The organism is Blautia hydrogenotrophica DSM 10507, from assembly GCF_034356035.1.
GTDB lineage: Bacteria > Bacillota > Clostridia > Lachnospirales > Lachnospiraceae > Blautia_A > Blautia_A hydrogenotrophica.
The window spans coordinates 1,089,647-1,103,452 of the sequence record NZ_CP136423.1; the positions used below are offsets into that span (position 1 = coordinate 1,089,647).

Genomic DNA, 13,806 nt, shown 5'->3' on the forward strand with positions numbered 1-13,806 from the left:
TAAAATAGTACAAAACTGGATATTTTTATAATATCAGATTGTGCTATAATGAGTGAAAACTCAGGTTCCGCACGCGGAGGGCTTGAAGGGAGGAAAAAAGATGCAGGAGACTTTGAAACGGACACCAGAGAAAAAAGTGACATCACAGGTATATTTTTTGACGGTCACAGCTGTGCTCACAGCGTTGACCTATATTTTTACGGCGTTTATCAATGTGCGCCTTCCCATAGCGGCCAACGGAGGACTGGTTCATTTGGGAAATGTACCATTGTTTTTGGCAGCGATGATCTGTGGACGAAAGACTGGGATGATTGCCGGCGGCATAGGAATGGGGCTGTTTGATCTGATGTCGGGCTGGACGATGTGGGCACCATTTACTCTGGTCATTGTAGGTGTTATGGGTTACGTGATGGGAGCCATGACGGAGAGACACCGCACTTTTCGTTGGAGAGCTTTGGCAATTCTCGTGGTCTGTGTGATTAAGATTGTGGGATATTACTTGGCCGAAGTACTTTTGTACGGCAATTGGGCGGCACCACTTTCCTCGATTCCCGGGAACTTCGTGCAGATTGCGGTGGCGGCTGTGTTGGTTCTTCCAATTGTAGGAAGGTTGGACTTGATTGTAAAAAAACTGATGTGAGGAGGAAGTTAGATGTACAAGATTATGACACCTGGGCCGACGCAGGTGAGAGAAAGTGTGAGAAAAGCAAGAAGTCTGGAATGTCCCAACTCTGATTTGGACCCAGCATTTTTTGACTATTATAAGCAAACCTGTGAGTTGATCAGCAGTCTTTTGCATACCAGCGAGGAGACACTGATTTTAAGCGGAGAAGGAATTTTAGGATTAGAGGCGGCCTGCGCATCCATGACGGAGCCGGGGGATCGGGTATTGGTGCTGGACAATGGAATCTATGGAAAGGGATTCGCGGATTTCGTGAGTATGTACGGCGGTATTCCGGTGCTCTATACTAGAGATTATCTTGAGACTCTGGATGTAAAAGAACTGGAAGAATATCTGGAGAAGGATCATGACTTTAAATATGCGACAGTGGTGCATTGTGATACTCCCAGCGGTATGCTGAACGATATTCGAAGTATCTGTCCTCTTCTGAAAAAATATGGAATTTTGACCGTAGTGGACTCTGTGGCTGGGATGTTCGGCAATGAAGTCTATGCCGAAGAAAGTCAGGTGGACATTCTCTGTGGTGGTTCACAAAAAGCAGTTTCCGCGCCTCCTGGACTTACCTTTGTGACTGTCAGTGAGGATGCGAAAAAGGCTATGGCAGAAAGAAAGACTCCGGTCGCATCTTTTTACGCAAATCTGCGAATCTTCGAAGGGTATTATGAGAAACAGTGGTTCCCGTATACGATGCCATCCAGTGACATTTATGGCCTGCACCAAGCAATGGAAGATATTCGGAATGATAAAGATCTCTACAGACGTCATGAGAGAATTGGAAAGGCTGTGAGGAAGGCATTGAGAGAGTCTGGCCTGGGGCTGCATTTGAAAAGCGGCTACTCCAATACGGTCTCGGTGTTTGACGTGCCAAAGGACGTGACGGCATCACAGATTTTGAATAAGGTGCTGGAGGATTCGGGTATCCTGCTTGCAGGTTCTTTCGATGTTTTGGAGGGAAAAGTGATTCGAATCGGACATATGGGGGCCAATGCCACCTATGAAAATGTCAAGGAGACCATGGAAGCTCTGGACTGTGCGATGAGAGGCCTTCAGGTTCCTTTGAGTGCGTCCTTGGCGGAGGTATTTGAAAGAGAATACGCTTCTAAATGAGAGTGAAAAGGAATAGATTGTCTAAATAAAGTTATCTTGTCTGTTCTAATTTATAAAACTTTTACATAGTATCTCTTGAAAAAGAGATGCAAATCCCGTATAACTGAGAGTAGATGCAGGGGAGTGCATCAAAAATCGAATGGGAATAAGGAGGATTGAGTATGGAACAAAATTTGGACAATAAATATATCACATTCACAATAGGAAAGCAAAAAAGGATTGCGCTGATCGCTCACGACGGAAAGAAATCTGAGCTGATTGAGTGGTGTGCCCAGCACAAGGAAATTCTTCAGAGGCATTTTCTATGTGGGACGGGGACGACAGCTAGACTGATCAGTGAGCATACTGGACTTCCAGTCAAAGGGTATAACAGTGGTCCTCTGGGCGGTGACCAACAGATTGGAGCTAAGATCGTGGAGGGCGGCATCGACTTCGTTATCTTTTTTTCAGACCCATTAGAGGCACAGCCCCATGACCCGGATGTGAAGGCTCTGCTTCGCATCGCCCAGGTCTATGACATTCCCATAGCCAACAACAAGGCTACAGCGGACTTCATGGTCACTTCGAAGTTCATGGATGAGGAATATCAGCACAACGTGCTGAATTTCAAACAAAATATCGCCAATCGGGTGGAAGCAATGAAGTAAAAACCCGGGAATTTATAAAGGCTGCCAAGCTGTTTCCGTCAGGGACAGCGCGGCAGCCTTTGCCTTTACAAGTAAGAAACAGATATAGTATCATGAAAGCAAAGATCAGCGGAAATATTGTCTGCCGAAGGGTTTCGGCGGCAAAGGGTCAATGGAAAGAGGTTATGATTATGAAAAAAGCTTACAGACGAATTTTTACGATTGTGCTGGACTCTTTCGGCGTGGGGGCGATGGAGGATTCCCCGCAGTTCGGAGATGTGGGTGTGGATACTCTGGGGCATATCTCTGAGTCGGTGGAGGAGTTTAAGATTCCGAATCTGCAAAAGCTGGGACTCGCAAATCTGCATCCAATCCGACAGGTAAAGAGTGTGGAAAAGCCCTTGGGGTACTATGGAAAGCTCAGAGAGGCCAGTAGAGGAAAAGACACTATGACTGGACACTGGGAGATGATGGGGCTTTGGACAAAGAAGGCATTTCGAACCTTTACAGAGCATGGATTTCCGCCGGAACTGATTCAGGAGCTTTCTAGAAGGACGGGAAGGGTAATTATTGGAAATAAAAGCGCAAGCGGTACTCAAATCATCGAAGAGCTGGGGGAAGAGGAGATCGCTACGGGACATCTGATCGTCTACACTTCTGCGGATTCTGTGATGCAGATCTGCGGAAATGAGGAGACGATGGGTCTGGAAAACCTGTATCGTTACTGTGAGATTGCCAGAGAGCTGACTATGAAAGATGAGTGGAAGGTAGGCAGAGTGATTGCCAGACCTTATGTGGGAAAGAAAAAAGGAGAGTTTAGACGGACGGCGAACCGCCATGACTATGCTTTGAAGCCATTTGGAAAGACGGTCTTGGATACTTTGAAGGAGGCGGGATATGATGTGATTTCTGTGGGAAAGATCTACGATATTTTCAGCGGTGAGGGAATTACAGAATTCCAGAAATCCCAATCCTCAGTTCAGGGAATGGATCAGACCATTGAACTTGCAGGGAGAGATTTTCACGGCCTGTGTTTTGTAAATCTGGTGGATTTTGATGTGCTCTGGGGGCACCGAAGAGACCCTGTGGGCTACGCCCGGGAGTTGGAACGTTTTGACGTGAAATTAGGGGAGCTGATGCAGGTTTTGAGAGAAGATGACCTTCTGATTCTGACCGCAGACCACGGCAATGACCCCACTTATTCTGGTACAGATCATACCCGTGAGAAGGTGCCGTTTTTAGCCTGGTCTCCTTCCATGAGAGGGGGAGAAAAGCTGGCGGAGAGTGAGAATTTCGCGGTGATAGGAGCGACGATAGCAGAGAATTTTCAGGTGGAAATGCCTGAGGGTACCATTGGAACTTCAATTCTAAATAAGCTGAAATGAGAGGGAAGACACATGGAGAAAAGAGAAATTTTAAAAAGATTGGACCACACTTTGCTGAAACAGACTGCGACCTGGGAACAGATACGAAAGCTTTGTGACGAAGGGTTAAAATATCAGACGGCTTCTGTGTGTATTCCGCCTTGTTTTGTAAGACGGGCAAAGGAGTATGTGGGGGACCATCTGGCAATCTGTACGGTGATCGGTTTTCCAAATGGGAATACCACGACGCAGGCAAAGGAAGCGGAGGCCAAGGAAGTTCTGGAAGCTGGTGCGGATGAGATTGATATGGTGATCAACGTGGGAATGGTAAAGGAAGGAGACTATGGGGCGGTTCAGCAGGAGATTGAGACACTTCGCAAAATCAGTCAGGGAAAAGTTTTGAAGGTGATTATCGAGACCTGTCTGCTGACAGAGGAGGAGAAAATGAAACTCTGCCAGGTGGTGACAGAATCAGGAGCGGATTATATCAAAACTTCCACTGGATTTGCAGGTGGAGGTGCGACATTTGAAGACGTGGCTTTATTAAGGCGTTGTGTGGGAGCAAATATCAAGGTGAAAGCTGCCGGTGGAATCTCTAGTGTGGACGATGCGCAGGAGTTTCTTCGTCTAGGGGCGGACCGTCTGGGAACCAGCCGATTGATTCATTTGTTAGAAGAATAGGAAGAAGAAAAGTGCGAGAGGAGGATAGAGATGAAAGAATTCTGGATTGTACAGGGAATGTATCTATTACGTCTGCTATTGGCAGCATTTTGTGGGATTTTCATCGGCTATGAACGGGACAATCGAATGAAAATGGCAGGAATTCGAACTCACTCCATCGTTGCTCTCGCGGCAGCTTTGATGATGGTGGTGTCTAAATATGGATTTTCGGATGTTCTCGCAAGAAATGTGAATTTAGACCCTTCCCGTGTGGGAGCGAGTGTGATTACGGCTGTCAGTTTTCTAGGTGCCGGTGTAATTTTTACCAGAAAACAGAATGTGAAAGGGCTGACGACAGCGGCAGGGCTGTGGGCCACGGTGGGAATCGGTCTGGCCGTGGGTGCCGGTATGTATGTGGCGGGAATCGTAACCACTGTATTGGTGATTTTGTTGCAGCTTCTCTCTCACAAAAATGTTCCGTTTGCCAAGTCTGCCTCTGTGGAGGAGATTGTCATCCGAATCGGCCAGGAACAGGATTTGACCAGATTTCTGGACAGAGTCTTTCAGGCGAAAAAAATAGAGATTGTCTCTGTGCATGTGACACGGGAGAGTGAAGGCTGCTTGAGGGTTAAGTTAGCAGTTTCGTTTCCGAAAGAGTATCGGTTGGAAGATTTGTTTAGGCTGATGCAGGAGGAACCGGAAATAGAATCCATTGATATTTAAAGAAAAAGCCCTGCCGTTTCCGGTGAAGGAAAGACGGTAGGGCTTTTGTCTTGTGTTATAAAATTGTACTTTGGTGCGCAAAGTGAGCTGTGCCCTCAAAAATTGAGGGGATTGGGGAGTTGAAGCTGGCTGTGGGATCGCGGCAGCTAGATGAGATGATTTAAATATTCTTCATACTCTTTCCTGAGCTTGTCTGTGAGTGCGTGCTCGGACAGAGGCGTTTGGTTCCACACTGAGACTGGCATGATTCCTAGAAGGGAATTGGTCAGGAAGATCTCTTCATAATCGAAAACCTGTTCCGGTCGGATGACGGTCTGCGTCACGGGATAGTGTCGGAGTATATAATCGCGAAGAATACCGTTTAGGAGTCCGCATTCAGTCTGCGGAGTGAAAAGTTTTTCTTTTTTGACAAAGAAAAGATTTGTGGTTGCCCCTTCACAGATCTGCCCTTGGGTATTCAGAAAAATAGGTTCGTCAAAGGCCTCTCGGTGTGCTCTGCGTTTTTCGAGAATATTATCTCCATAATTGAGAGTTTTGTGGTATGTAAGAGGAGAAGTCTCATTTCTGAGCACGGGGCTTAGCTGGACATGAAATCCTCTCTGATACTGGTCTTCTGTGTAAGTGTTTTCTCGGCAGGAGAAAAGCAGATTTCTCTCTGAGACAGAGATCTTTAAAACACCTTTCGGGTAAGGACAGCGGGCAGCTTCCTGTGAAAGCCGATTGGCAGTTAAAAGTTCTCCAACTTGTGGGTTTTCGATATGCAGTTTGTCGAGAGAGTGGAACAGACGTTTTAAGTGTTCCTCTGGAAAGACCGGACGTTGGTTTTTTAAGGCAATTGTCTCGAAGATACCTAATCCGAAGGAGTATCCGTCGTCTAAATTTAGTGTATACACGTGAAAGTCCCCCTTACCGGTCTGACAGCGCTTCCAGCACTGCCTTGGCTTTTTGAAGTGTTTCCTCGTACTCAAATTCCAGGTCAGACTCGCAGGTGATGCCGCCACCGACACCTAGATAGTAGGTACCATTTTTGTGAAGGGCTGTACGGATGACAATATTCAGGTCGCAGGAGCCGTCCAAGGACAGATAGCCGATGGAGCCTGTATAGAGGTTTCGGCGGTCATTTTCCAGTTCATCAATGATTTCCATAGCGCGGATTTTAGGGGCTCCAGTGATGGAACCTCCGGGAAAAGCTGCTCGAATTAAATCCATAAGTCCAAGGTTGGGACGTAGTTTTCCCACAATCGTAGACACCAGATGAAAGACTGTGGCATATGCCTCCACGGCAAAGTGCTCCGTGACTTTGACACTGCCGGGTTCGCAGACGTGGTTAAGGTCGTTACGTTCTAGATCTACGATCATCAAAAGCTCACTGTGATCTTTAGAAGAGTTTTCCAGCTCTCTGCGTAATGCCTGGTCTTCTTCCGGTGTACTTCCTCTTTTGCGTGTGCCTTTTATCGGACGTGTTTCTACGAGACCATCTCGGACTTGGAGAAAGCGCTCCGGGGAGGAGCACACGATCTGAAAATCTCCATAGTTAAGATAAGCGCCGAAGGGTGAGGGGTTGTAGGAGCGCAAGTACCGGAAAGCTTCATAAGGAGAGAGAGAGCTTTGAACTTGAAGCTGCTGTGTCATGTTGGCGATATAGATATCGCCCTCTGTGATGTAAGAGATCATTCGGTCGACAGCTCTTTTGTACTCCTCCTTTTGAAAATTCGGATGGTAGGGAGCCACATGGGAATGGCGGCCGCAGCTCGGCATCTCGGGGCAGTTTTGAATCTGAGATACGATCTGCGAGATGGAAGTCTCCGCTTTTTTCTGTTCTCCGTGGGCGGTAATCCAAAGCTTTTTTTCCAGAGTGTCTTCAATCAGATAATTGTCAAAAAAAGTAAACTGAGCTTCTGGCATCTGAATCTTTTTGGGATGACGGCTGGAAATCTGTTCAAATTTCCGGCCATAGTCATAGGTCAGATAGCCGACGGCTCCGGCAATCAAAGGAAGAGAAGTGGGATTCTTTTCCCTATGTTCTCTTAGGTAACGTTCCATCACGGTCTCAAAGCTTTCCTGGCAGGGGAGACCGTTGCAGTAGCAGATGCCGTCCTCTTCTTTGACAGTCAGGTAAGGATTCAGGCAGATGATAGAGTAACGGCCTAGTTCATTTTGCAGGGAAGAGTCCAGAAAAATGGCCTGTGGATTTTGGGCATACAGTTGAAACAGATCAGAAGTCTTCTTATAAAACGGCAGTTCTTGTACCAAAGTTTTCACGGGCATTCCTCCATTCTTCGCACAGGGTGATAAAATTATTTAACAGTTCGTGACCGTATTCCGTCAATACAGCTTCCGGGTGAAACTGCACTCCGTATACAGGAAGAGAGCGATGGCTAAGTGCCATAATTGCTCCGTCGTCGCTTTTGGCGTCTACCTCCAGGCAGTCAGGGAGTGATTCTGGACTGACGACCAGAGAGTGATATCGCGTGACTTGAAACTGCTTCGGCAGCTTTTGAAACAGCCTTTTTTGGCTGGTCTGGATAGGGGTGACTTTGCCGTGCATGGGGCGTTTCCCCTTTACGACTTGAGCTTTCCAGGCATAGCCGATGATCTGATGTCCGAGGCAGACTCCCAGAATCGGCACCAGACCGGCCATCTGTTCCAGAACCTCTAGGCACTGCCCACAGTCTCTAGGACTTTTGGGGCCAGGAGATAAAATGATTCCGTCCAGCTCACCTTGGAGGCAGAGACGTTTCAGGGAGAGGATATCCACGTTGTCATTTCTGATTAAGGAGACTTTCTGCCCTAATTCTTCTAGATAGACAGCCAGGTTGTGGACAAATGAATCGTAGTTGTCAATCATAACATACATAACGTTTTCCTTTCTTGGGTAAATAGAATAAAAAAGCCGAAAAAATATCACGGTCATCGCAGACCACAGATATTTTTCCGGCAGTATTCCGCTTTAAAAAGACGGGCACACCTGAATTCACATAGTTTTGATTTTTTGAATTTTGAGTAACAGTGGCGTCAATCACGATAAGCACGTAGTGCAGTTTTACGAATGACGTTGGCTGAACAGTTACAATTTTTAATAGAATTTTCTCGATCAGTGTACCACAATTCTTTCATTTCGTCTATAATAAATGTTAAAAAAGCAGTAGAAATCCGTACTCTCGGGACCTTTTGATGTTATATAAAAGACTTTGTCACGCTAATAAAGTAGTGAGTGCCCCCTCAAAGATTGAGGGGATGGAGAGTTGAAGTGGGCTTGCCCACTTTGTTATGATGCTATGACCGGACTTCTGAATGTGTATCAGAGAATACAGGAGGAATTAAGATGCGACATGAGAAAATAAAGATTCAGATACAGGGCAGTGCGTATTATGGATGGCTTTATACTTATCTTTGGGACAATTCCAGAGAACTCTACGACGGCAGGAAGAGACCGATCGTCCTGCTCTGCCCGGGAGGAGGCTATGAGATGACTTCCGACAGGGAGGCGGAAGCGATGGCTTTGAAATTCATGACTATGGGCTGTCATGCGGCGGTGTTGCGGTACAGCGTGGCTCCTGCCAGGTACCCGGAAGCTTTACTTCAATTGGCTGAGGCTGTCAGGCTAGTTCGAAAAAAGGCACGTGAGTGGTATATCATGGAGGACGCAGTGGTGGTTCAGGGTTCCTCGGCGGGAGGACACCTTGCAGCCTGTCTCGGAGTGTTCTGGAAAAAAGATTTTCTGCTGGAAAGGTTAGCCTGCGGCAGCGAAGAGATACGGCCGAATCGCTTGATTTTAAGCTATCCTGTGATCTCAGCAGGAGAGTATATCCATGAAGGGAGCTTTCGAAATTTGCTGGGAGAAGATTGGGAACAAAGAAAAGACTTTTTCTCTTTAGAAGAGCAGATCAGTAAAGATACGCCGCCATCTTTTTTATGGCACACCGCTTCGGATGCGTCAGTGCCAGCAGAGAATTCGCTTTTATTTTTGAGTGGACTGCGCAGATATAAAATTCCAGTGGAGTTTCATCTTTATGAGGCAGGAGCGCATGGAATGGGGACCGCAGGGCCTTTGAGCATGGATGCCCATGGTGGTGGGGTACAAAAGGAATGCGAAAATTGGATGGAGCTGGCGTGTAATTGGCTGCACAGACAGTGGGAATTTTGATGGTTAATTGAATCATTTTGTTGTATAATGGAGGCAGTGAAATCGCTGTCTAAGAGGATAGCGGCGAAAGGAAACTTTGGAGAATAAAGAAATATGATACGGCATTATAGTTTGAACGAGCAGGGGAAGAGAGCTTATCAGGAGGATTCTGTGGGGGTTTTCTGCGAGGGGGACCACGGTCTGTTCGCAGTGGCGGATGGATTGGGAGGCCATGGGATGGGGACCCAAGCGTCACAGTGTGCGGTCCGCTGCGCATTGGAACAATACCACATCGGCTGTGAACCGAAGGAGTATTTTCAGAGAGTTTTTTCTGAGGGGAACCGCAGACTGATACAGATTCAAGACGAAGCCAGAACACCAGGGGTGGCGAAGACTACTCTGGTATGCGCATTTATAAAGCAGGATAGACTTTTTGGGGCGCACATAGGAGATAGCAGGATGTATATTTTCCGGCAGAACAGGATCGTCTATCAGACTTTAGATCACAGCGTGCCTCAGATGCTAGTGGCCAGTGGGGAAATCCGACCGGAAGAGATTCGCGGCCATTCCGACCGGAACAGGCTTTTGAGAGTGTTGGGAGACAGGGACAGAAGTGTGAAGTATCAGGAATCTCCTCCTTGGGACTGGATGCCGGGAGATAAGATTTTGCTCTGTACAGATGGCTTTTGGGAATATGTAAAGGAGCCGGAGATGGAGAGAGACTTAGAAAACTCAGAGGGACCAAGGGAATGGCTGCTGAGAATGAAAAAGCGGGTGCGGCGGCGAGGCTTTTTTGAAAAACAGGATAATTACTCTGCCATAGGAATTTGGGCAGATGGAACTGCGAGTACAGCTAAGTGTTAGGGAATGACAGACGCAAGTATACCTGAATTACAAGTCTTAGAGATGGCAGTGGTATAATGACAGAGAGTGCATAAAGAGAGGAAGGAGGAGACAGAGGTGAAACTTAGAAAATGTGTGAATGGGCATTTTTATGATGAGGAGAATTATGACAGGTGTCCATATTGTGAGCAGATAGATGGGCACAAAAATGAGGTTCCCTGTGCAGAAGAAAAGACTATGGGGTTTTATTCCATGGAACAAAGGGGACAAATTTTAGAAAGTGAGGAGAGAACTCCGGCTTATTCTCCCCAGTATGACTGTGAGGAGCAGTCGGGACAGCCAAGGAGAGAGGAAGCGGATTTCTGGATGTCGCAGAATGAATATGGACAGGAGAGCGAGTCTGAGGACTATGACCGGGAGTCGCCGGAACTGAAGACATCGCCAGAGTATGGCTATAGGCAGAGTAGCCAGGGGTATTGCCCAGAGTATCAGAATCCGTATGGAGGCTATGCTGACAGGTATAATCCAATGCCGCCTCAGGGGGATTTTGGAGGGCAGCCTCAGCGATGGGGGACGGAAACTCCAGACGAGGACAACAGAACGGTCGGTTACTATTCCAGAAGGTTAGGCACAGAGCCTGTGGTGGGATGGCTGGTCTGCGTGGAAGGAACTTGCAAGGGAGAAAGCTTTTCGCTTAAAACAGGTAGAAATTTTGTAGGGCGTGGCCCAGATATGGATATCGTACTGCGTGATGATCGTGGAGTGTCTAGGAAGCGTCATGCGATCATTGTCTATGAACCAAGGGAGAACATTTTTATTGCTCAGACCGGGGATTCCAGGGAATTATTCTATGTCAATGACGAGGTGGTTTTAGACCATATTGCATTGCAGTCCTATGATGTCTTGTCTATCGGAAATACGAAGCTTTTGTTTATTGCTTTGTGTGGGGAGAAATTTAAGTGGGATACGTTTGAAAAATAAGAGAAGAGGGGGAAGGCTATGATTCAGGAGCGAAGTCTGTGGAAATTGATTCTTCTGTCTGTGGTGACTTGTGGAATTTATTCCATCTATTTTTGGTATCAGTTTGACAGGGATGTAAATCTTATCTGTGAGGGCGACGGTGAGCAGCCTATGAGTTATCTGTTGGTTGTGGTTCTCTCAGTTTTGACTTGCAGTATTTTCCTCTGGTATTGGTTTTACAAACAGGCAAACCGGTTGCAGGCGAATGCCAGACGCTACGGGATGGAGATTCAGGAAAACGGGACGACCGTAATTCTGTGGTTTTTGATCGGCGGATGGTTTTTCTTTGTGGGTATCTTCGTTGGCTACCATATTTTGATTAAAAATATCAATCGTCTGGCAGAGGCGTACAATCATGATGTACAGCCAAAGGAAGAGGTTGATTTTTACAGCAGGCCTTCAGATTATAGGAGAATGGAGGACGAGAGGTACGGTGACGAGCAGATGCAAAGGTCTGATGCCCGTTATCCGGAGGAAGTGTTCGACATTGGATATGAGAAGAGGTCTGAGAGAACGGAGAGTTTTCAGACGGTGAATCAAATGGCACCGGAAGAAGAGATAAGAGAAGAATTCCAGGGGGAAGAAGAAAAAGGGTATCTGTATGGTGTGACTGGAGAGTATGCGGGAGTGAAGCTCTCCATCGACGATGGAAAGTCTGTGATTATCGGGCGAAATCCCCAAGAGTGCAATCTGATTGTAAAGGGAAGACAGGTCAGCAGAAAACATTGCAGCGTGACTTATGCCCCAGATCAGGACAGGTATCTGTTTGTGGATTACTCTTCAAACGGCACGTATCTGTCAGAGGACGACAGCCGTTTGCCCTCCTATCGGGAGCTAGTGCTAAGACCGGGCACCACGGTCTATTTAGGAACGAGAGAGATTAGCTTCTGTCTTGGGGGATTAGGAGAAAAAGAAGGAAAGGATAAGCAGAGATGACGGATTTGGAGAAACTGTGTCCAGGGTGCATGAGAATTGTGGAAGATTTCGAAAAACCCTGTCCTTATTGTGGATTTGACAAAAGGGAATATGAGAAGACCAGAAGCTATAGGACTCTGCCTCCTGGTACGATTTTAGCGGGGAAATACTTTCTGGGTAAGGTGATCGGAGAAGGTGGATTTGGGATTACCTATCTGGCCTGGGAGATGAATCTGGAAGTTCCGGTGGCGGTGAAGGAATACTTTCCTTCAGGTCTGGCCACACGGGATACCCAGTTGACTGGGGGAAAGAGCAAGACGGTTAGTGTGATGGCAGGAGATCAGGGCCATTATTACCAGTCAGGTTTGAGAAGCTTTGAGCAGGAGGCCAGGAACCTGGCGAAGTTTCAGAATCTGCCCGGAGTGGTGTCAGTCAAGGATTTATTTTTTGAGAATCAGACGGCTTATCTGGCTATGGAGTACATTCCGGGGATCACAATGAAGCAGTACCTGCGTTCTAAGGGAAATCGCCTGGATGAGAGGACGGTACTGCGGTTGATGAGACCGGTCTTAGAATCGTTGGATAAGGTACATAGGAGCGGAATCATACACCGGGATATCAGCCCAGATAATATATTGATTACGGCAGACCAAAAAGTGACTTTGATCGACTTTGGGGCAGCCAGAATGGCTTCCGGAAATGACGGAAAGAGCATGACAATACTCCTAAAGCACGGATATGCTCCTGTGGAACAGTATCAGTCAAAAGGGAGACAGGGGCCTTGGACGGATGTATACGCGATCTGTGCCACCATGTACCGGATGATTTCGGGGAAAGTTCCGGAAGAAGCTGTAGACCGCATTGAGAATGACCGTGTGAAACCGCTGACTATGCTGGCCAGGGAGGAAAATTTTCAGGTGTCCCGGCGAGTGTCCGACGTGATTCAAAAAGGTCTGTCGGTCAGTGCTTCACATCGTTATCAAAATGTGAGAAGTCTGATTCAGGAGTTGTATGAGGAACCGCAGACAGTCCAGCCTCCCGTGGGAGGAGGAACGAGGGTAGTGCCACCAAAACCTCTGAAATCGGAACCGAAGAACTATATAGGGATTATCCTGGCTGTGCTTGCGGGATTATTTGCTGTGATTTTGATTTTAGGAGCTGTATTGCTGCTGAAGGGCAAAGAGAAATCCGACGATTCACAAAACGTAGAGGTATCAGAGACTTCGACAGAAGCTTCCCCGGAGGCTGTCACACCGGTGACAGCGAAGTTGGTGGATATCAGCCAGGTGGATTTCACGGAGTACAAGCAGGTGCGGGTGGCTTCGGCAGAGGCAAGCTCTGTGATTCAGCAAGATAATGGTGCTGTGAACACTCCCATGATGATGTTTGATGAAAATATTGAGACGAACTGGCAGGAAGGAGTCGATGGTCCCGGCTTAGGCGAGTGGGTGGACGCGAAGTTCAGCCAGGAGAGCGGGATTAAGTATTTGACGTTTAAACTGGGCAACTGGAAGACCAGCCGCTATTATTACGGCAACAACAAACCCAGCAAGATGACCATAACTGTTGGAGAATTCAGCCAGCAGATAGAATTTCCAGATGAATGGACAGAGTTTTGTCTGGAATTCAGTCGTCCCTGTCAGGCTGATGGTATTTACATGACCATAGATGAGGTATATCCTGGTACCGACTGGGACGACACTTGTATTACGGACATGAGAGTATTTGCAGAGGAGTAAG

Annotated in this window: 14 protein-coding genes; 11 read left to right on the forward strand and 3 right to left on the reverse strand. The window is 47.2% G+C overall.

Features of this window, described 5'->3' with window-relative positions; translation table 11 throughout:
* Positions 1–100 precede the first annotated feature (100 nt).
* From BLHYD_RS05190 to BLHYD_RS05215, 6 genes are all read left to right on the forward strand, one after another.
* On the forward strand, positions 101–640 hold the full coding sequence (locus BLHYD_RS05190) for an ECF transporter S component (RefSeq protein WP_021845407.1): 540 nt from the start codon (positions 101–103) through the stop codon (positions 638–640).
* A 12-nt stretch (positions 641–652) separates the two neighbouring features.
* Entirely contained in the window at positions 653–1,789 is a 1,137-nt protein-coding gene (locus BLHYD_RS05195; protein ID WP_005949655.1) for a pyridoxal-phosphate-dependent aminotransferase family protein, read from the forward strand.
* 161 nt (positions 1,790–1,950) lie between these two features.
* On the forward strand, positions 1,951–2,436 hold the full coding sequence (locus BLHYD_RS05200; protein WP_005949656.1) for a methylglyoxal synthase: 486 nt from the start codon (positions 1,951–1,953) through the stop codon (positions 2,434–2,436).
* Between the two features lie 170 nt (positions 2,437–2,606).
* Entirely contained in the window at positions 2,607–3,800 is a 1,194-nt protein-coding gene (locus BLHYD_RS05205) for a phosphopentomutase (protein WP_040350707.1), read from the forward strand.
* Positions 3,801–3,812: 12 nt separating this feature from the next.
* Entirely contained in the window at positions 3,813–4,460 is a 648-nt protein-coding gene (gene deoC / locus BLHYD_RS05210) for a deoxyribose-phosphate aldolase (protein WP_005949658.1), read from the forward strand.
* Between the two features lie 30 nt (positions 4,461–4,490).
* A complete protein-coding gene (locus BLHYD_RS05215) occupies positions 4,491–5,162 on the forward strand; it encodes an MgtC/SapB family protein (protein WP_005949659.1) in 672 nt (223 codons plus the stop codon).
* 146 nt (positions 5,163–5,308) lie between these two features.
* On the opposite strand, the gene BLHYD_RS05220 is transcribed toward BLHYD_RS05215, so the two are convergent.
* Genes BLHYD_RS05220 through BLHYD_RS05230 form a run of 3 tightly spaced genes read right to left on the reverse strand, consistent with a single transcriptional unit; the run spans position 5,309 to position 8,019 of the window.
* Positions 5,309–6,055: an aminotransferase class IV gene (locus tag BLHYD_RS05220; protein WP_005949661.1), complete on the reverse strand. Its 747-nt coding sequence runs from the start codon at positions 6,053–6,055 to the stop codon at positions 5,309–5,311.
* 13 nt (positions 6,056–6,068) lie between these two features.
* Positions 6,069–7,430, reverse strand: coding sequence for an aminodeoxychorismate synthase component I (gene pabB / locus BLHYD_RS05225; RefSeq protein WP_005949662.1), 1,362 nt, complete (start codon positions 7,428–7,430; stop codon positions 6,069–6,071).
* Positions 7,390–8,019 (reverse strand): anthranilate synthase component II, encoded by a 630-nt coding sequence (locus BLHYD_RS05230; protein ID WP_021845402.1) that lies wholly within the window; start codon positions 8,017–8,019, stop codon positions 7,390–7,392. The genes pabB and BLHYD_RS05230 overlap by 41 nt, the downstream gene beginning before the upstream one ends.
* 468 nt (positions 8,020–8,487) lie before the next feature.
* Between BLHYD_RS05230 and BLHYD_RS05235 the strand changes: the two genes are divergently transcribed.
* The 5 genes from BLHYD_RS05235 (at position 8,488) to BLHYD_RS05255 (ending at position 13,805) form a co-directional block, all read left to right on the forward strand.
* Positions 8,488–9,309 (forward strand): alpha/beta hydrolase, encoded by an 822-nt coding sequence (locus tag BLHYD_RS05235; RefSeq protein ID WP_005949668.1) that lies wholly within the window; start codon positions 8,488–8,490, stop codon positions 9,307–9,309.
* A 93-nt stretch (positions 9,310–9,402) separates the two neighbouring features.
* The gene (locus BLHYD_RS05240; RefSeq protein WP_005949670.1) at positions 9,403–10,152 is read left to right on the forward strand and encodes a PP2C family protein-serine/threonine phosphatase; all 750 of its coding nucleotides are present in this window, start codon (positions 9,403–9,405) and stop codon (positions 10,150–10,152) included.
* A gap of 96 nt (positions 10,153–10,248) precedes the next feature.
* Complete coding sequence (locus BLHYD_RS05245; protein WP_021845401.1) at positions 10,249–11,112, forward strand: FHA domain-containing protein; 864 nt, start codon at positions 10,249–10,251, stop codon at positions 11,110–11,112.
* Positions 11,113–11,130: 18 nt separating this feature from the next.
* On the forward strand, positions 11,131–12,087 hold the full coding sequence (locus tag BLHYD_RS05250) for a DUF4234 domain-containing protein (RefSeq protein WP_005949674.1): 957 nt from the start codon (positions 11,131–11,133) through the stop codon (positions 12,085–12,087).
* Positions 12,084–13,805 (forward strand): NADase-type glycan-binding domain-containing protein, encoded by a 1,722-nt coding sequence (locus BLHYD_RS05255; RefSeq protein WP_005949676.1) that lies wholly within the window; start codon positions 12,084–12,086, stop codon positions 13,803–13,805. The genes BLHYD_RS05250 and BLHYD_RS05255 overlap by 4 nt, the downstream gene beginning before the upstream one ends.
* The last annotated feature ends 1 nt before the right edge of the window (position 13,806 follow it).